Source organism: Clostridioides sp. ES-W-0016-02, from assembly GCF_020641035.1.
Taxonomy (GTDB): Bacteria; Bacillota; Clostridia; order Peptostreptococcales; family Peptostreptococcaceae; genus Clostridioides.
Window position 1 is genome coordinate 3,798,194 of record NZ_CP061361.1, and the last position, 20,003, is coordinate 3,818,196.

A 20,003-nucleotide genomic window follows, 5' to 3' on the forward strand; every position below is an offset into this window, starting at 1 on the left:
CTAACTTTTTATTCTAAATTTATAACATTCTCCATCTCTTATAATGCTGTCTATATAGTAATATTTTATGTAATTTATTTTTCTTAAATTATCTAAAATATCTAGATTATCACATACTCCTTCCATCTCCATTTTGTTTTTATCTATAGATATTTTAGTAATGTTATCTGTTCCAACTATTTCATATATTTTTTTAATTTCATCAAGCTTTATTCTAGAAAACTTTTCTTTTGTTTTTTCCAGATTTGGTACAGTATATTTAGATTCATTTATGGGTTTATTGTGACTTATATAATTTTCTAATTCATTTATAGATTTCATATACATAAACATTTTTAATGAAACACATATTAAAATTGATATTATCGTTATTTTATAGATTTTATTATATCGCTTAGTTTCTTTAAATCCATTTAAAAAATTTATTGTTTTATAAGCTTTCATTTAAATAATCATCCCTATACTGCTTATATAAGTTATACTAGTATCTCTTAAACCCTTATCAAAATTATTTTCCACCCTTACTTTATTTTTTAATCTCAATGGATTTACTTCAGCAATTTTTTCTGTATCTTTAAAATACTCCTCTATAAAACAATTTTCTATACCATAATAATAAACATATTTAAATCTACTTATTAATTTTTTTACTGAGTCATAGGATTTTATTTCTTTTGATAATAGATATGTTTCTTCTATTTTTTTATTTTTTGTTATGTTTATAATAAATTGATTTTTTTTGCATTCTATAAACACTCCATCTTCTATAAAATTATCTATTAAATTTAAACTTATAAGTTTTTGTAGTATATCAAAATTTATGTTTATCGCTTTTGGGTTCATATTTAGACTTTCTGAAATGATTTTAATTACTTTGATAATATTTTTAGGAAAAAGAATTACTTGTATATTTAACTTATCCTTACTAGAGTTTATAATTTTATATTTTATTGAATAGTTATTTATATTTATTGGAATATATTGTGTTATCTCAAATTCTATCATGTTTAATATGTCTCTTTTTTTCTTAGTATTCAATATCTCAATATTTCTAATAACTATGTCTTGAGTTTGAATATTAAAGTACAAATTTTTGTATGATTTTTTTATATTATTTATTTCATCTTTTACTAATTTTACTACATTTTCTACATATCCAGTTTTTTCAATCTCATCAATATCACTTTTAATATTAAAGCTAACTTCTTTTATAATAGATTTATCTATAAATATTTTTTTATAGTTTTTTCTTAAAAGTACAACCCTTATATAATCGTCATTTATTTCTAAAGTTAAAAATTTTTTAATTATAACCATCTCCTCCTTAGGTGATAATAGCTTTTAAATTTTACACAGTATATTTGATTTTTACAAAGCCTATACAGTATTTATATAGCCATATTTTAATTATATAAATACTTAATCTTTTATTTATGCATATATTAACTTTAAATAATCAATACCTATTTAAATCATTTAATTATGTTTTGAATTAAACTTAATATATCTACAATTCATTATAATTTAATACTAAAAATATCTTTATAATTTGACACTAAAAACGTATAAAAACAAATATTATCTCGGATAAAATTGTTTTGAGTTTACATTTACACTTATATCTGTACCATTATCACTTATAACAAGTTCAAACTTACCTGATGTACTTTGAGGAACTGGAACTGTACTTAGATAACCTTTTTCTTTAAGTGATTCTACACTTAGAGATTCAACTATATTTTCATCATCATTAATAGCCATACTCGCTGCGGTTACTATATTAGCTGCGTTTGTATAATCAGCATTTATCTTAGCACTTTCTTGGACCTTACCATATTTAACTAATGCTATACTAGATATAACGCCTAAAATTGTTACTACTACAATCATCTCAACAAGTGTAAATCCTTTTCGTTTTTTATTTATCAATTAAATTTTCGCTCCTTTTTAAAAGTTTTATTTAGTAAAATTTATTTTTATATTAGAAACTAGTAATTGCATCAAACATTGGAATAACCATTGATAAAACAAAAACTCCAACAATCAATCCCATGAATACAATTATTACAGGCTCTACAAATTTCATTATCTGCTCTATTTTATTATTTAATTCATTTTCATAAAATCTGTTTATTACATCTAGACTCTTATCGAGTTTTCCACTTTCTTCACCTGTATTTGCCATTGAAACAAATAACTTAGGAAATATATTTGCTAGATTCAAAGACTTACCTATACTATTTCCTTTTTTTATATAATTATTAGAAATCTTTAGTCTTTCATAAATGAATTCATTATCTATGACACTTGCTGACATCTCTATTGCATCCACTATTTGTATCCCACTACTAAGTAAAATAGATAATGCCCTTGAAAATCTAGTTGTAGCTATTAATTGATTAACTCCTTTTAAAAAAGGTATTTTGAACTTAAATAAATTAATTAATTTCTTTAGTTTATTATTCATTATAAAAAAATAAATAGTTACTATTGAAATCAATATAAGACTAAATATTAAATAACCTAGATGATTTGTAACTATTATAGAAATTCCTATTAAAACCTTAGTTATGAAAGGTGGTTCAATTCCATTACTGGCAAAAACCACCTGAAAATTTGGTATCACAAATATAAAGATAAATACTATTGATATTACAGATAATATGATAAGTATTATTGGATAGATTAAAATAGTTATTATTTTTGTTTTTAATTTATATTCTTTATCGTAATAATTAGATAAATCGCTCATTATTATATCTAAGTTTCCGCTGGTTTCACCCGCTTTTATCATACTTATAAAAAATTTAGAAAATGTTCCTGTGATTTGAAATGATTCTGCTATGGAATTCCCATTTTGAATATGATTTGATACTGTATTAAACAAACTTTTTACCTTTTTACTAGATTGTCCTTCAATAACTTGAAATATCTTTGTAATTTCACATCCAGATTCTAGTAAAATACCTATTTCTTTGCAAATTATTCTAAGCTCTTTATCACGAATCTTGTTTAAGAGTAAATGAATCTTGTCTAAATTATAAAATATATTTTTAGATAATTTCATGTATTATAATTCCTTCCAAATTATATTAATTACAATTAAATAATCTCGATATTTTCTAATTTAATATGTTAATTTTATTTTATCTAGATACGATTTACAATCGAGAATTTTTATTAAAATCGATTGTATGAAGTTTGATTACACTGTTTAATTAAATTATTTCGTTTACTACTAAACATTCTTCTAATGTTGTTATTTTTTCATTTATTAGCCTTTGACAGCTATCTTCAAATGTTATCATTCCATTTTTTTGTGCTACTTCTTTAACAATACTAGAATCCTTCATATCCCTTATACATGTTTTTATATCATCATTGATTTCTAGAATTTCATAAATTGCTGTTCTACCAAAATAACCTTTGTCATTGCATTTTTCACAGCCCACAGCTACTTTAGTATTTACATCCCCACTAAAATCATCTTTTATCATAATCTCATGGCTACAATGATTACAAACCTTTCTAACTAGCTTTTGAGATATTACACCTATAAGAGATGCATTTAAAAGATATGGTGGGATTTGCATTTCCAATAGTCTAGCTATAGAAGATACTGCATCATTAGTATGCAAAGTGCTTATAACTAAATGGCCTGTTATAGCGGCTCTTACTGCTATCTTAGCTGTTTCTGCATCTCTTATTTCTCCAACCATTATTATATCTGGGTCTTGTCTTAATATAGCTTTAAGACCTACATCAAAACTCAATCCTACTTTTGAATTTACTTGTATTTGACTTATTCCATCCATCTTGTATTCTACTGGATTTTCTATAGTCATTATATTTTTGTTTATCCCTCTTAAATCATTTAATAAGGAATATACTGTAGTAGTCTTTCCACTCCCTGTAGGCCCTGTTACTAATAATATTCCAGCTCTTTTACTTATTATACGATTTATAGAGTTTATCGCTTCTTCTGAAAATCCAAGTTCTGATTTATCTTTTAAAAAAGTATCTCTATTAAGTATTCTCAAAACAATTTTTTCACCATATACAGTTGGGATTGATGAAACTCTAATGTCAATTAAGCTATCATCTAATTTTATGTCTACTCTTCCATCTTGAGGAAGTCTTTTTTCTGTTATGTCCATTGAAGCTTTTAATTTAACAACTGTAGCTAATGCTGGATAAACATCTATTAAAAACTTTGATATTTCTTTTAACTCTCCATCAACTCTCATTCTAACTATCAAATGTTCTTTAAATGGTTCTATATGTATATCACTTGCGTTCTCTTTTATAGCTTTCTCTATAAGATTTTCAAATAATCTTTTTGCATAATTTTCATCAAGTTCAAAATTATTGTAATATTTTTCTATCTTCTCACTTATAAGTTCTCTTCTTTCTTTTTTTAATATAATTTCTTTCCCCGTTGCTAATCTCAAGTCTTGTAGTGCATATATATCTTCATCTTCTATTTCTACTACTAGATTATCATCTTGAAATTCTACTGGAAATACATTATACTTTTTTGCGAGCTTTTCTGGTATTAACATTGGTAAACTGCTTTCCTCTAATATAATCTTAATCACCCTTTATATACTTTAATTTATTAGGTATTTTCAGTTTTTTCATAGAGATATTTTCTTCAGCTTTTATACTAACTTTCATTGGATAAGTACTTTGTATACTATCTAAATATTTACTACCTTTATCTACGTAACTAGATAGTTTATCTTTATCACCAATACATTTTATTTCATAGGGTTGTGCCACTGGAACTCCATTTATATTTATATGGCTACCTGCAAGTACAACTTCTGAGTACTGATTAATTCTTTGACCATTTATTTCTATGTATTTTCCTCCATTTGCTTTTAATTCATTTATGACTTTCACAAGGATTTTATTGTAGTCTATGCTATTGGCAATGTTTCCTGTTTTTTCATCTATGGCATCTATACTTAATACTATTCCGCTACCATTTACATCTGAATATGAAAGACTCTCCCTAAGACTTTCTATGTTAGAGATTTCATTAGAATTCTTTTGATTTTTCTTCATTGAATTAATTTCTTTATCTAATTTGTCTTTCTCTTTTGCCAATTCTTTTATAGATTTTCTTGTTATTCTTATTTCTTTTCTTATTGACTTATCCTTACTTGTATAAACTGTTTCTTCATTGCTATAATCTCTAAATATGGTTCCAACAAGCATACCTAAAATAGTACTTGCTAGTATTATAAACACATATTGTTTTTTCATACTGTATTACTCCTTACAAATTTATTTTTATATGATAATTTTCTTTAATTAAATATTAAACATTTACATATGCTTATTATATCAAAGTTATATGTTAAAATTCATCTTTAGTATATAATATCATACATTATACTTATGCCCCTACCCTACTAACATCGAATATATGGGTACATTGGATTTTGCTGTAGAAGAAAAAAATAACTTAAGTCGCCTTAAAAATAGTTTTTTCTATTTCCAATTTTTAAATATAATAAAATTAATGCTTTAGAAAATGTAATTGTAAATATAAATCTATTAAAATCTAAAATAGAAAAAGGAAATGAGTTTTTACTAGTTCATTTCCTTTTTATTTATAAATTAAAATATTTCTCCAATATAATTTAATTATAATAAATCTATATGTATACAAAGTATTAATATTTTACATCTCATTTAATTTTCTTTTTAAGTCTTTAACATATTGTATTTGTATTTTTTTTAAATTCATAAAGAGATAAGATAAAACTTTTATAATAGGATTTTTAACATATATATTTTCTATAAACACTATTTTAGTTTTTTCATTCTCTTCAAAAAATTCACCTTGCCAATTACCATAGAAAAATTTATTTTCCATGTTAAATTTATAAAGCTTATTTTTAGTTTTTTCTGTAACAGTAAATTTTGTACTGTTTCCATCCTTATTGTACTCAATAAAAGTACTTCCATCATCGAATACTTCAATTTTACTTATATCACTTCTCCATTTATAATCACGATTGTCTGTAACTATATTCCAAACTGTTTCCACATCTGCATTAAAATAAGCTGTTATCTCAGATACTCTACATTTTTTCATAAACTCCTCCTATTTTTTATTGGAACCCAAATTTCACTAACATAATCATCTTTATTACTATCTCCTTCAAGGTAAAGTTCAAAATTGAAATCAGCAACTGGTTCATAGCTAGAGCATTGGAAAAACTCACTATATATTTTTACCCATAAGTTTTGAATAGAATTTGGCATGGCACCTGTACACTTAAAAATAGCCCACTTATGAGAAGGTATTTTAAATAAGGTAAATTTATCATTTTTAGGTTTTTCATCTGTCTCAACAGCTGCATAATAATTAAATAATTGTTTGTTTTGTGAAACTGCCATTTCATCTATTCCTAAAATCCCACCTTTTGTAATAGTGTTTTCTTTTACATAAGAAATTAGTTCTCTATACAAACTACTCTTAAACAAGTCTTGCCAAAACCTTGGTATTTGTTTTCTAAATACATCTTCATCTTTCGAAAATTGTTTTTTTAAAGCAATTACTGAAAATTCTCCCTCATCGACAATTTTGTAATCTAAAATATTTCCTCCATCTAAAGATATTTTTAATGTTATCTTGCTAAATGATTTTAGGCTTGAATTTCCTTTTCTAGCAATAGATGGCGTTATTCCATGAAATCTAACAAAGGCTTTAGTAAAGCTTTCTGCTGTTTCGTAACCATATTTAAAAGCTATGTCTATGATTTTACTATTTGAAGTAGTTAATTCAAGCCCAGCTAGTGTTAATCGTCTATTCCTAATATATTCACCAACAGATATACCTACTAATACACTAAACATTCGTTGATAATAAAACACTGACATATTTGTATACCTTGCTAAATATTCATAATCTAACTTTTCTAAAATATTTTCTTCAATATAATCAATAGATTGTTGTAATCCATCTAGCCATTTCATATGTACCCCCATATTTTATAATAAATTTTCTAAATTTTCTTGTCTTTTTGTGCAAAGATTTATCTGTTTAAATTATAGCAAAAAACAGCAAACTGCCATAGCTTCAAAGCCATAGCAGTTTGCTGTTGATTATATATACTAGTTAATATTAATTTTAAACAGACATACTTTATATATTTTCCTCATATTTTGAGATTCTCTTAACTAATTCATCTCTCAATTTTCCTACTTCATCAAATCTCATATTCGGACTATAGTAACTTTCTATAATATCATGTTTTGATTTAGCTCTCTTAAGATTTAAAATTGACCAACAAATTAAGTCATCTAAAACTTTCTCATCAAATTTAATATCTTCTTCGTATTTAAGTAATTTTTCTCTATTTAAAAATTGATTCAAATCAATTGTATCTTCATCTTTAAAAGTACTGCTTATAGTTATTCCTATATCTAAATCAGTTAATAATATAGTTTCAATTTTTTCAGGAATAAGCGGATAGTGATAAACTTCTACATTCAAACCTTTCTCAATTGCTTTTTTGTACACTTTACTCAAAAGTGTAGTTTTCCCAGAGCCTATTTCCCCTGATAAATAATAAACCTTCCCTACATCCTTTAAAATATGTTCTGTATAATCTAAGCATCCTACAGGAGTTATCCCTGAGCCAAATAAATGCTTTTCTTTCTTTAACTTTCCTGTACTATCTACTCCATCAAATAATCTTTTTATAAATTCTTCTGTAACTAAATTTACTTTTCCATAGTCCATACAGTCAGAATATTTTTCCTCGATATCTCTAAAAATTGGCTCTGCTGATTTTAAAAATTTAAATGCTCTTTTAAAAGCATTACTAATATCTTTATCATAGTTTGAAATTTCTTGTCTATTTTTTTCTAACTCCTCTGTATTCCAGTAATCTCCTAAATTAATTATCTCGTCCAAAGCACCTGGGAGTTTAGGGTCTACAGTATGTGGAGCAGTTGCATCCATAAGTACCACGCCTAGTTTCTTTATAACTACACCATCCAACGAACTTGGGTCAGAAGGGCAATGATATAATTCAATATCATATCCTCTATGCAAAAACTCTTTATAAATTTTTTTCATTAGTGAGGATTTTCCTACTCCAGGTCCACCCTTTAAACAAAAAACTCTTTTTACATTTTCCGGAATTATATAGTCAAAAAAAGAATATGAGCCTTGTGATGTGTTTCCACCTGGAAATGCCTTTTTTATCTTTCCTTCCATATTAGCGCCTCCTCATAATTTACCATACCTCTTAATTAAGATATTAATATTATACGAGTTTTGTTACAGCTTTATGCTTTTACTAAATATAAAACTTATCATTCAGCAATGACAATAACTTATTTTACTTAATTTCAATCTATTATTATACTCTAATTTAGGTTTTGTCCAAAAGTATAATAAAACCTTCTATATTGTGGTGTAGCTGTCTGTATTGCTTAAATCTAATTGTCTCGATTGTTATTTTATGTTAAAATAAAATTAAAAAATACATCTGTTTTTCTTCAGAAATGGGTGAAATTCCCTATCGGCGGTAAAAGCCCGCGAGCCTTATGGCAGAATTTGGTCAAATTCCAAAGCCGACAGTAAAATCTGGATGGTAGAAGAAAATAGTATACGAGTACCTTTATGTAATTTTACATGAGTAATCTATACAAATCCTTCAACTACCGCATTTATTCATGAAAATAAACATATTCTAAGGTACCTAAAACATAGGTGCTTTTTTGTTGTTTATTTTGTAACTATACTGTACTTATAAAACAAAATCTACTATGTAAAAGATTGGGGTGTTATCAGTGAAACAAAAATGGATAGTATTAATTATCATCTGTATTGGTGTATTTATGTCTACTCTTGATGGAAGTATACTAAATATCGCAAATCCTACAATTGCTGCCGACTTTAAAATTAATATGTCGCAAATCCAATGGGTAGTTACAGCTTATATGTTGGTTGTAACAGCTACTATGTTGTTTTTTGGGAAACTTGGCGATAAGGTGGGTTCAAATTATCTATATACGTTAGGATTTTTTGTATTTACAATAGGTTCCTTTCTATGTAGTATATCTAATAACCTAACAACATTGATTTTATCAAGAATATTTCAAGCAATTGGAGCAAGTATTTTAATGGCAACTGGACTTGGTATAGTTTCTAATGCATTTCCAGCAAATGAGAAGGGAAAGGCTATAGGAATTACTGGAGCAGTAGTTGGTATAGGGAATATGAGTGGTCCTGTAATTGGTGGAATACTTTTAGAACACTTTGGATGGCCTTCTATCTTCATAATCAATATACCTATTGGTATTATAGCAGTCTTTCTTGGAATAAAATTTCTACCAAAACCTATTTTAGATGAACAAAACAAAAGTTTCGATATTCCAGGACTTCTATTATTTTCATCTTGTACCACACTTATCTTACTTGCAATGAATGGAGAAGGAAATACAAAATGGTATCTAGGAATAGTAGCAATTATAGCATTTTTTATGTTGGTATTAAGAGAAGTAAAATTTGAACAAAGTTTTATTGATTTACCTTTGTTTAAAAATAGAAATTTCACTATAGGCAATATTATTGGAATAGCTTGTTATTTTCCTCAAATGGCAGTATCTTTTCTACTTCCTTTTTATCTAGAACAACTAAAAAATTTATCTCCTATGATGGCTGGTTCTGTCATGACTGTTCATCCACTTATTATGGTACTTATAGCACCTATTTCCGGTTCTCTTTCTGACAAACATGGTGCAAAAAATATTCTGACTGTATCTTTTTCATTTATGACTATTGCTCTGGTTGGAATGGCACTTTTAAAAGCTGATTCTCCATTATATCTTTTGATTCTATGCTTAATTATTTTTGGCTTTGGATTAGGTTCTTTTAGTTCACCAAACAATAGTAGTATCTTGGCAGACGTTCCTCCTCAAAAACAAGGATATGGGGGAAGTTTTCTTGCAACTGTTCGTAATTTGTCATTTGCTCTTGGAACAGCCTTTTTCAGTAGTTTCTTTGCACAAAGACTTACATATCATCAAAAGTCTACAAGTCATACACTAGCTTATGTTGCGGCTAGTAATCAATCTTACTGGATTGCAGCATCAGTATGCTTTATAGGACTCATACTTACCGTTTGCTTTATGAGAAAGACAGAAAAATCTACTTCTTAGTCAAAATTCATTACTAATTATATAAGTCAGTAAATCTTTAAACAAACTAATTTACACTAATTTTATTAATTTTATTAATTTCTAACAATAATTACCGATATTTATTGCTTATAAACAACAAGGATGCCACAAAATTTCCCTTAAAAACATTTTGAGGCATCCTTTATTTGATTTTAATATATATAAACACTTAAAATTAATCTACTGTTATTTCATATCCATGTTGATTGTATTGACTTACAATTTCTTCCCAAAGTTCTTCAACACCAGTCTTTTTTAGCGAAGAAACAGGAATTACTTTTTCACTACTCTCCATTTGCAATTTCTTTCTTATAATACTTATATGCTTTTGATATTGTCCTCTAGATATTTTGTCTGCCTTAGTTGCAATAACTACACAGTTATATCCAAAATGTTTTATCCATTCGTACATAAGTTTATCGTCTGCTGTAGGTTCATGTCTAATATCTACAAGTAGGAATATAGAACATAATTCTTGTCTACTTTCTAGATATCGTTCCATTATACCTCCCCATTTTTCTTTTTCAGATTTGGCTATTTTAGCATACCCATATCCTGGAAGGTCTACAAAATAAAATTCGTTATTTATAAGATAAAAATTTATAGTTCTAGTTTTTCCTGGTGTTTGACTAGTTCTAGCAAAGTTTCTTCTATTAAGTAATGTATTTATTATTGATGATTTTCCAACATTTGACCTACCAGCCAGAGCTATCTCTGGGATACCTTCTGCTGGATACTGTGATTTATTCACAGCACTCATAGTTATCTCTGAACTTCTAATTTTCATTTTTTTCACCACTCTTTAATAAAGCTTGTTCTAATACTTCATCCATATGCTCTACAAGTACAAACTCCATCTTTTCTTTTACATTTTCTGGTATCTCATCTAAATCAGCTTCACACTCTTTAGGAATTAGAACTTTTGTTATGCCAGCTCTATGAGCTGCTAATAGTTTTTCCTTAACTCCTCCTACAGCTAACACTCTACCTCTTAAAGTTATTTCTCCTGTCATAGCTATATTACCTGGTACAGGTCTCTTAGTAAGTGCTGAAATCACTGCAAGTGCCATAGTTATACCAGCTGATGGTCCATCTTTTGGAACAGCACCTTCTGGGATGTGTATATGAATATCATTAGTTTTATAAAAATCAGGGTCTATATCAAACTTGTCCACTATTGATCTTATATAAGAAATACCTGTCTTAGCAGATTCTTTCATAACATCTCCTAGTTTTCCAGTTAATACAATTTCACCCTTTCCTTTAAGCACATTTACCTCTACTTCAAGGGTAACTCCACCAACTGCTGTCCATGCAAGTCCATTTACAAGCCCTATTTGAGGATTAAGCTCTGCAAGTTGGTATTTAAACATATCTTTTCCAAGATATTTTTCTAAGTCAGACTTATTTACAACAACTTCTTCAAGTGTTGGGTCCTCAACATATTTTTTGGCAATTTTTCTACAAACTTTACCAATAGTTCTTTCTAATGTTCTTACTCCAGCTTCTCTTGTATAATGATTTATTATGCTTCTTAAAGTTTCATCATCCATTTTTACAAAATTCTCTTTTAAAGCATGCTCTTTAATTTGTTTTGGAAGTAAGTATTGTTTTGCTATATTTAACTTTTCTTCTTCTATATATCCAGATACTTCTATTACTTCCATTCTATCCAATAATGGTCTTGGAATATTGCTTAAACTGTTTGCTGTTGTAACAAATAGTATCTTTGATAAATCAAAAGGTATTTCTAAATAGTGGTCCACAAAATCCTTATTTTGCTCTGGGTCCAATACTTCCAGCATAGCTGAAGCTGGGTCACCTTTATAATCTGCTGCCATTTTATCTATCTCATCAAATAAAAACACAGGATTTTTAGTCTGAGCTTCTTTGACTCCATTAATTATTCTTCCTGGAATAGAACCTACATAAGTCCTTCTGTGTCCTCTTATTTCGGCTTCATCTCTAACGCCACCTAAAGATATTCTTACAAATTTTCTATTTAATGCTCTTGCTATTGATTTGACTATAGATGTTTTCCCTGTCCCTGGAGGTCCAACTAGACATATTATAGGACCTTTAAGTGATTTAGCAAGAGTTCTTATGGCTAAATACTCTAATATTCTTTCTTTAACCTTCTCCAGCCCGTAATGGTCCTCATCTAGTATAGCTTGTGCTTTAACTATATCTAGTTTATCCTTTGTTTCTTTATTCCATGGTAATGAGAATATAGTATCCAAATAATTTCTACTTACAGATACATCTGGAGACATTGAAGATATCTTTGAAAATTTATCAATTTCTTTTTCTATTTTCTCTTTAGTAGTTTTAGGTGCTTTTATTTTTTTAAGCTTTTCTCTATACTCATCTGCTTCAGAATTTATATCTTCTTCCTCACCTAATTCCTTTTGTATAGCTTTTAATTGCTCTCTAAGATAGTATTCTTTTTGAACTTTATTCATTTGTTTTTTAACTCTTAAAGTTATCTTTTTTTCTATTTTTAATATATCTATCTCTTCTAGTAATATAGAATATATAAGTTCAAGTCTTTTCTTAATATCAAATTCTTCTAATATTTCTTGTTTCTGACTTGATTTTAGATAAATATTTGCAGCTATTGTATCTATAAATCTATCTACATCTTCTATATCAGCTAAAGATATCAATATTTCTGGTGATACTCTATTTCCAATATTTATATACTCTTCAAAAGCATCAAATACATTTCTTACAAATGCTTCAATTTCAACTTCTGTTTCACTATCTAAATTATCACTATCAAAAACAATTTCTTCTATTACTGCTCTAAAGTATCCTTCTTCTTGCTCTATTTTTTTAACTCTACCTCTTGATACACCCTCAACCAAAACGCGAACTGTATCTCCTGGTAATTTTATCATTTGTTTAACTTTACAAATTGTTCCTACATGATAAAAATCCTCTTCACCTGGTTCATCAACATCTGCTTCTTTTTGAGATGTTAAAAATATAAGTTCTTCATCCATCATAGCTTGGTCTAAAGCTTTAAGAGATATTTCTCTTCCTATATCAAAATTTAATATCATATATGGAAATATTGCTAATCCCCTCAAAGGGATTAATGGTAATTCATGATCTATTTTAGTATAATTTTGTTCCATCAACATTACTCCTTTTCTAGTTTAATTATTTTGCATTTTATATTATATATTTGCACATGTTAATTTTCAACATTAACAATAACTTCTTGGCATATTATATTATTATTTTATTATGATATAATATTAATGTTAGTATACTTAGATGTTATTTATCATTTGGAGGTTTCTATTATGTTGAAATTGTTTTTAACCTTTTTAAAAATTGGTGCGTTTACATTTGGTGGTGGATACGCTATGGTTCCTCTTATACAAGATGAACTTGTAAACAAACAAAAACTTTTAGAGCAGGAAGAATTTATCGATTATCTATCCATAGCTCAAAGTTATCCTGGAGTACTAGCAATTAATATATCTGTATTATTAGGATATAAGCTTTATGGTATACCAGGAGTTCTTATATGTACCCTAGGCTCTGCTCTACCGTCATTTTGTATAGTCTTAGTATTGTCATATTTATACTTTAAAAATTCCTCATCTAAAATTCTAGATGGATTTTTTAAAGGAGTTGCGCCTGTAGTAATAGCTCTTATATTGTATTCTTTTACAAGCATGTTTAAGAAACTGCCAAAGTCTAAAACTAACATACTACTATTAATTATAGCAGTTTTATCTGTTGGTGTATTCAATATAAGTCCTATTTATTTAATAATTGGAGGAGGTGTATATAGTCTATGTCAGAAATAACACTACTCTTCTTAATATTCCTTAAAATAGGAGCCTTTAGTTTTGGTGGTGGTTATGCTATGCTACCATTTATTCAACAAGAATTTATATCTAAATACCACCTTATAACTAATCAAGAGTTCTTAGATTTACTTGCTATATCACAATCTACGCCAGGTCCTGTAGCAATAAATAGTGCTACATTTGTTGGATTTAAGACTGCTGGTTTTTTTGGTTCTTTATCTGCAACTATCGGTGTTACAGTATTTGCATTAGTAGGTTTAACCATTATATCAAAGTTATTTGCTAAGTTCAAAAATAATAAAAAGGTAGAGAATTTATTAATGGTACTTAGACCAATTACTCTAGGTTTTATACTGTCAGCCGCTTTTTCATCTGCAAAAGAAGTTAATTGGGACTTATATGGAATAATCGCATTTGCAGCATCATTCTATCTTCTATATAAGGGAAAAATTGGCTCTATTGCAATTGTATTCGTCTTTGGTATTATAGGTATTCTACTCACATTTTTATCATAATAATACCTAATTTCATATTAGCATAAAAAAAGGAGCCTTTTAAAGCTCCTTTTCATCATCTTATGCACTTTCCTCTTGATCCTTAAGTACTATGATAGGATTTACTGAGTCTTCGTTCACAGATTTCTCTGTTACTATAACCTTCTTTATATTATCTCTAGATGGTACTTCAAACATAGTTTCCATCATTACACTTTCAACTATACTTCTAAGTCCTCTAGCTCCTGTATTTCTTTCTATAGCCTTTTTAGCTATTGCACGAAGAGCATCATCTTCAAATTCTAGTTCAACATCATCTAACTCTAATAATTTCTTATATTGTTTTACTAGAGCATTTTTAGGTTGTTGTAGTATTTGCATTAGTGCATCTTCATCCAGCAATTCTAAAGTAGCTAAAACTGGTATTCTTCCTATAAATTCAGGTATTATACCATACTTTAATAAATCCTCTGGAAGTACTTTTTCATATAACTTCCCTAAATCTAATTCTTTTTTACTTTCTATCTTAGCTCCAAATCCTAGTGTCTTATCTCCACCACGTTTTTGGATTATCTTTTCTAGCCCATCAAAAGCTCCACCTAATATAAATAATACATTTGTAGTATCTATCTTTAAAAATTCTTGATGAGGATGTTTTCTTCCTCCTTGTGGTGGGACATTTGCAACAGTACCTTCTAATATTTTTAAAAGAGCTTGTTGAACACCCTCTCCACTAACATCTCTAGTTATAGATGGATTTTCAGATTTTCTTGCAATCTTATCTATCTCATCTATATATATTATACCTCTTTCAGCTTTTTCTATATCAAAATCAGCAGCTTGAATAAGTTTTAAAAGTATATTTTCAACATCTTCTCCAACATATCCAGCCTCAGTTAGTGATGTAGCATCTGCCATTGCAAAAGGTACATTTAAAGTTCTAGCTAAAGTCTGTGCTAATAATGTCTTACCAGAACCTGTAGGCCCTAATAAAAGTATATTACTCTTTTGGATTTCTATATCCTTGCTACTAGACTTTTTACTATATATTCTCTTGTAATGATTGTAAACTGCAACTGATAAAGCTTTTTTAGCTTTTTCTTGACCTATTACATAATCATTTAAGATATTCATCATTTCTTTTGGTTTTGGTAAAGATGTAGTATCTTCATCTATAGTATCTTCTATTTCTTCTTGAATAATTTCGTCACAAAGTTCAACACACTCATCACAAATGTATACATTTGGACCTGCAATTAATCTTCTTACTTGATCTTGATTTTTACCGCAGAATGAACACTTTAATTGTCGTTTCTCTTCGTATTTAGACATATTAACACCTCTCTCTATCTACGGTCTCTTTGTAAATACTTCATCTATTAAGCCATATTCCTTAGCTTCTGATGCACTCATGAAGTTATCACGTTCAGTATCCATTTTGATTTTCTCTAATGGCTGACCAGTTCTTTCAGATAATATTTCATTTAAAGTTTCTTTTATTTTTAAAATTCTCTTTGCGTGAATTTCTATATCTGTTGCTTGACCTTGAGCTCCACCTAGTGGTTGATGTATCATTATCTCACTATTTGGTAGTGCTAGTCTTTTTCCTTTTGCTCCTGCTGCCAACAAGAATGCTCCCATAGAAGCAGCCATACCTATACATATAGTACTTACATCTGGTTTGATGTATTGCATAGTATCATATATAGCCATTCCAGAAGTTATACTTCCTCCTGGAGAATTTATATATAAATGTATATCTTTGTCTGGGTCTTCAGCTTCTAAGAATAATAGCTGTGCTACTATAAGCCCTGCTGTGGCATCATTAACTTGATCTCCTAAGAAGATTATTCTGTCCTTTAATAGTCTAGAGAAGATGTCATAAGATCTTTCTCCTCTTCCTGTTTGTTCAACAACTACAGGTACTAATGCCATGGTTTCATACCCCCTTTATTCTATATAATTTACAGTAGCTTTTTTAAGCTACTGTAAATTATTTTACGCATTTAACTAAATTATATTTGCACAACATTATATACTAAACATTCTATAACGTCAACTGTATTAGTTATAGCGGTTATTTTATTAAGCTATTGTTGCACTTTCAACTAATAAGTCTATTGTCTTTCTTATTTTTATTTGTCCTTTTATATCTTCCTTATCAGCATCTCTTAAAGTAGTTTCTATTTTTTCTACTTCCATATTGTAAGCAGAAGCCATTTTTTCTAATTCAGCTTTAAATTCATCTTCTGTTGCTTCAATTCCTTCAGCTTTAGTTATTGCTTCCAATACTAGAGAAGATTTAACTAATTTTTTAGCATCTTCTTTTCTTTCTTCTCTTAATTCTTCCATAGTTCTACCAGTCATCTCTAGTAATTGTTGTAATCCAAATCCTTGATATTGTAATTGGTAATTAAGTTCGTTTAACATATTATCTATTTGATGTTCTACCATAACTTCTGGTATTTCTATTTCTGTATTTTCAGCAACTTTTTCTACTACTGAATTTCTAATTTCTGCATCTGCTTTATTTTTAGCTTCTTCTTCTAATTTAGCTCTTACATCTGCTTTTAATTCATCTAAAGTATCAAATTCACTAGTATCTTTAGCAAATTCATCATCTAATACAGATAATTCTTTTACTTTTACATCATTTACTTTTACATTAAATACAACTGGCTTTCCAGCTAAATCTTCTGAGTGGTATTCTTCTGGGAAAGTAACATTAACTTCAACTTCTTCACCAGCTTTTTTACCTACTAATTGCTCTTCAAATCCTGGTATAAATGTGTTTGAACCTATAACTAAGTTATAATTTTCACCTTTACCACCATCAAAAGCTACACCATTATCAAAACCTTCAAAGTCTATTATAGCTGTATCTCCATCTTCTAAAGCTTTGTCTTCAACACTTACTAATCTAGCATTTTTTTCAACCATTTCTTGTAATTTAGCTTCAACATTTTCATCACTTACAGTATTCTCAACCTTAGCTACTTCTATACCCTTATAGTTTCCTAATTCAAACTCTGGTTTAACTTCAACATTAAGAACCATAACTAATCCATTGTCTTTGCTTATTTCTTCTATATCTAAATCTGGATTGTCTATTGGATCTATATCTAATTCCTTGATAGCTTCTGGATAAACTTCTGGGAATAACACTTCTATAGCATCATTATAGAAGATACCTTTTCCATATTGAGTTTCTATAACAATTCTTGGAGCTTTACCTTTTCTGAATCCAGGTATATTATATTTGCTTTTGCTTTTATTATAAGCCTTATTTACTGCTGCTTCAAATTTATTGTTATCTACTGTTATTTTTAAAGTAACTTTATTACCCTCTTTTTTAATTAGTTCTGCTTTCATCCTTCTAATCCTCCTAGTGATATTTATGTAATACCCGATAATGGTATCATAATTCATTCTATTTATAATTCAACCACTTAATTATATCACATAAGTTTTTTTATTTACAAGTGTTCCATTAATATCGTTGTACTTATTTGATAAAATTTAATTTTTTGAGTGTTTTTTGCTATTTTTTTAGATAAATACACCTTTATATGCGTATTTCCTCTATATTTATATCATCTTCTTCTATCTCCATAATTACAAAACTCTTATACGATACTCCTCTTGGAAGTGAAGTACTTCCAGGATTTATGTAAAGCACACCATTTTTAATTTCTCTAAATGGAGTATGAGTATGACCGAATATAACTATGTCGGCATTAACTTCAGTAGCTTTATTTTCTAACATTTGTGTTCCATATTTTACACCATACTTATCACCATGGCATAAAAATATAGTCTTATTTGCTACTTCAAAGACAAGTTCTTCTTCTATAGCATCAAAATCACAATTTCCTTTAACTGCAATAATTCCCACTTTAGTCATATTATGAAGATATCTTGAGTCTGTAAAGTTGTCTCCTGCATGAATTATTAAGTCACATTCTTCTAAATATGGTATTGTCTTTTCCATATTTTTAATCATCATATGTGTATCACTTATTATGCCTATTCTCATTACTTCACTACCCTTTTCATAAACTCTTGTTTCATAATCTTTAGTCCATTTGCTCTGTGGCTGATTGAATTTTTTATAACACTAGGTATTTCACCAAAAGTTTTATTATATCCCTTTACTATAAACAAGCTATCATATCCAAAGCCATTTTTGCCCTTTTCTTCAAAGCCTATCATTCCTTCACAAATTCCTCTTACTACAAATTCTTTTCCATCTGGAAAAACTACTGCTATTGCAGAGACAAATCTTGCATTTCTTTTACTCATTGGCACATTTTGCATGGCTTTTAATAGCTTTTCTCTATTTTCTTCATCTGTAGCATGCTCTCCTGCATATCTAGCTGAATAAACACCTGGTTTTTTGCCTAATGCATCTACCTCTAAACCAGAATCATCTGCTATAGCTATAAGTTTAGTTTTTCTAGCTATTGTTCTAGCTTTTATCAATGCATTATGCTCAAAGGTTTTTCCATCCTCTATTATTTCTATACCTGCTAAATCAACATCTTTTAGAGAATATACAGTATATTCAAAGTCCTTTAAGATTGCACCTATTTCTTCTAACTTATGAGCATTATTAGTAGCAATAACAACTTCATTGCCATAATCCATACCTAATATATCATCTGCTATTTCACCTAAAACATCCCTTTGATGCCTTATTAGTTCTTTATTCCCTTTTTCTCCTAACTCTAACAATAAATTTAAATCTTTTCTTGAAAAAGGTTTCTCTTCACCAGTCCCCTGTACTTCTACAAACTCACACTTATCAGTCATTATTATATTCATATCTACTTGTGCTTTAGAATCTTCTTCGTAACATAAATCTAGCATATGAGTTTCATTTACTATTCCGACACTAATTGCAGATACAAAATTTGTTATTGGCATTTCTTTTAATGTTTTTGCTTTATATAATTTATAGATTGCTTCTGCAACTGCTACAAACGCCCCAGTTATAGATGCAGTTCTAGTTCCACCATCAGCTTGAATCACATCACAATCTACCCAAATAGTTCTTTCTCCTAATTTATTTAAGTCTATAACAGACCTTATCGCTCTTCCTATTAACCTTTGTATCTCTTGAGTTCTTCCGTCGATTTTTCCTCTAGATGCGTCCCTTATTTTTCTCTGTTGAGTTGCCCTTGGTAACATTGAATATTCAGCATTTATCCACCCAGTACCACTATTTCTCAAAAAAGGAGGTACTTTTTCTTCCACTGATGCAGTACATATAACCTTTGTCTCTCCCATTTCTATAAGAACAGAACCTTCTGCGTACTTTGTATAATTTCTAGTAATCTTTACAGGTCTTATCTGTTCATTAGTTCTATCATAACTTCTGGTCATTTTTTATATCCTTTCCTAATCCTTATATATTTTATAAATTTATTTTTATAAGTTTTAATTTTATTAATCTCATATAATGTCATTT

General features: G+C 28.4%; 19 protein-coding genes and 1 riboswitch. Of the genes, 3 read left to right on the plus strand and 16 right to left on the minus strand.

Annotated elements, in window-relative coordinates:
- The 9 genes from IC758_RS17560 to IC758_RS17600 form a co-directional block, all read right to left on the minus strand.
- A complete protein-coding gene (locus IC758_RS17560) occupies window positions 1–444 on the minus strand; it encodes a hypothetical protein (RefSeq protein WP_227824498.1) in 444 nt (147 codons plus the stop codon).
- Complete coding sequence (locus tag IC758_RS17565) at window positions 445–1,317, minus strand: pilus assembly protein PilM (protein ID WP_227435807.1); 873 nt, start codon at window positions 1,315–1,317, stop codon at window positions 445–447. It lies immediately after the preceding gene.
- Between the two features lie 261 nt (window positions 1,318–1,578).
- Window positions 1,579–1,929 carry a type II secretion system protein gene (locus IC758_RS17570; RefSeq protein WP_227435800.1) on the minus strand — a complete coding sequence of 117 codons (351 nt, stop codon included), beginning with the start codon at window positions 1,927–1,929 and terminating at the stop codon, window positions 1,579–1,581.
- A gap of 52 nt (window positions 1,930–1,981) precedes the next feature.
- On the minus strand, window positions 1,982–3,067 hold the full coding sequence (locus tag IC758_RS17575) for a type II secretion system F family protein (RefSeq protein WP_227831915.1): 1,086 nt from the start codon (window positions 3,065–3,067) through the stop codon (window positions 1,982–1,984).
- A 151-nt stretch (window positions 3,068–3,218) separates the two neighbouring features.
- The gene (locus tag IC758_RS17580) at window positions 3,219–4,562 is read right to left on the minus strand and encodes a GspE/PulE family protein (RefSeq protein WP_227860643.1); all 1,344 of its coding nucleotides are present in this window, start codon (window positions 4,560–4,562) and stop codon (window positions 3,219–3,221) included.
- Between the two features lie 28 nt (window positions 4,563–4,590).
- Window positions 4,591–5,271, minus strand: a complete 681-nt coding sequence (locus IC758_RS17585) for a DUF881 domain-containing protein (RefSeq protein WP_227836297.1) — start codon at window positions 5,269–5,271, stop codon at window positions 4,591–4,593.
- 421 nt (window positions 5,272–5,692) lie between these two features.
- The gene (locus IC758_RS17590; protein ID WP_227860644.1) at window positions 5,693–6,109 is read right to left on the minus strand and encodes an SRPBCC family protein; all 417 of its coding nucleotides are present in this window, start codon (window positions 6,107–6,109) and stop codon (window positions 5,693–5,695) included.
- A complete protein-coding gene (locus IC758_RS17595; protein WP_227481845.1) occupies window positions 6,106–6,993 on the minus strand; it encodes an AraC family transcriptional regulator in 888 nt (295 codons plus the stop codon). The genes IC758_RS17590 and IC758_RS17595 overlap by 4 nt, the downstream gene beginning before the upstream one ends.
- Before the next feature lie 169 nt (window positions 6,994–7,162).
- Window positions 7,163–8,242, minus strand: coding sequence for an ATP-binding protein (locus IC758_RS17600; protein ID WP_227481844.1), 1,080 nt, complete (start codon window positions 8,240–8,242; stop codon window positions 7,163–7,165).
- A gap of 276 nt (window positions 8,243–8,518) precedes the next feature.
- Window positions 8,519–8,634: riboswitch (FMN riboswitch) on the plus strand.
- Between the two features lie 186 nt (window positions 8,635–8,820).
- Between IC758_RS17600 and IC758_RS17605 the strand changes: the two genes are divergently transcribed.
- Entirely contained in the window at window positions 8,821–10,191 is a 1,371-nt protein-coding gene (locus tag IC758_RS17605; RefSeq protein ID WP_227860645.1) for an MFS transporter, read from the plus strand.
- 196 nt (window positions 10,192–10,387) lie between these two features.
- Here IC758_RS17605 and yihA read toward each other — a convergent pair whose 3' ends face one another.
- Together yihA and lon are read right to left on the minus strand one after the other, a co-directional pair.
- The gene (yihA, locus tag IC758_RS17610; RefSeq protein ID WP_227435760.1) at window positions 10,388–10,999 is read right to left on the minus strand and encodes a ribosome biogenesis GTP-binding protein YihA/YsxC; all 612 of its coding nucleotides are present in this window, start codon (window positions 10,997–10,999) and stop codon (window positions 10,388–10,390) included.
- Complete coding sequence (lon, locus tag IC758_RS17615) at window positions 10,989–13,352, minus strand: endopeptidase La (RefSeq protein ID WP_227435758.1); 2,364 nt, start codon at window positions 13,350–13,352, stop codon at window positions 10,989–10,991. Before lon ends, yihA begins: the two co-directional genes overlap by 11 nt.
- Before the next feature lie 171 nt (window positions 13,353–13,523).
- On the opposite strand from lon, the gene IC758_RS17620 reads away from it, so the two are divergent.
- Both IC758_RS17620 and IC758_RS17625 read left to right on the plus strand, forming a co-directional pair.
- The gene (locus tag IC758_RS17620) at window positions 13,524–14,036 is read left to right on the plus strand and encodes a chromate transporter (protein ID WP_227435756.1); all 513 of its coding nucleotides are present in this window, start codon (window positions 13,524–13,526) and stop codon (window positions 14,034–14,036) included.
- Entirely contained in the window at window positions 14,024–14,554 is a 531-nt protein-coding gene (locus tag IC758_RS17625) for a chromate transporter (protein ID WP_227435754.1), read from the plus strand. The genes IC758_RS17620 and IC758_RS17625 overlap by 13 nt, the downstream gene beginning before the upstream one ends.
- A gap of 60 nt (window positions 14,555–14,614) precedes the next feature.
- On the opposite strand, the gene clpX is transcribed toward IC758_RS17625, so the two are convergent.
- The 5 genes from clpX to rph form a co-directional block, all read right to left on the minus strand.
- Window positions 14,615–15,865 (minus strand): ATP-dependent Clp protease ATP-binding subunit ClpX, encoded by a 1,251-nt coding sequence (clpX, locus tag IC758_RS17630; protein ID WP_227435752.1) that lies wholly within the window; start codon window positions 15,863–15,865, stop codon window positions 14,615–14,617.
- A gap of 18 nt (window positions 15,866–15,883) precedes the next feature.
- Window positions 15,884–16,468 carry an ATP-dependent Clp endopeptidase proteolytic subunit ClpP gene (clpP, locus tag IC758_RS17635; RefSeq protein WP_227435751.1) on the minus strand — a complete coding sequence of 195 codons (585 nt, stop codon included), beginning with the start codon at window positions 16,466–16,468 and terminating at the stop codon, window positions 15,884–15,886.
- Between the two features lie 150 nt (window positions 16,469–16,618).
- Window positions 16,619–17,905: a trigger factor gene (gene tig / locus IC758_RS17640; RefSeq protein ID WP_227481842.1), complete on the minus strand. Its 1,287-nt coding sequence runs from the start codon at window positions 17,903–17,905 to the stop codon at window positions 16,619–16,621.
- 193 nt (window positions 17,906–18,098) lie between these two features.
- On the minus strand, window positions 18,099–18,569 hold the full coding sequence (locus IC758_RS17645) for a metallophosphoesterase family protein (protein WP_227435747.1): 471 nt from the start codon (window positions 18,567–18,569) through the stop codon (window positions 18,099–18,101).
- Window positions 18,569–19,918 (minus strand): ribonuclease PH, encoded by a 1,350-nt coding sequence (gene rph / locus IC758_RS17650; protein ID WP_227481841.1) that lies wholly within the window; start codon window positions 19,916–19,918, stop codon window positions 18,569–18,571. The genes IC758_RS17645 and rph overlap by 1 nt, the downstream gene beginning before the upstream one ends.
- Window positions 19,919–20,003 lie beyond the last annotated feature (85 nt).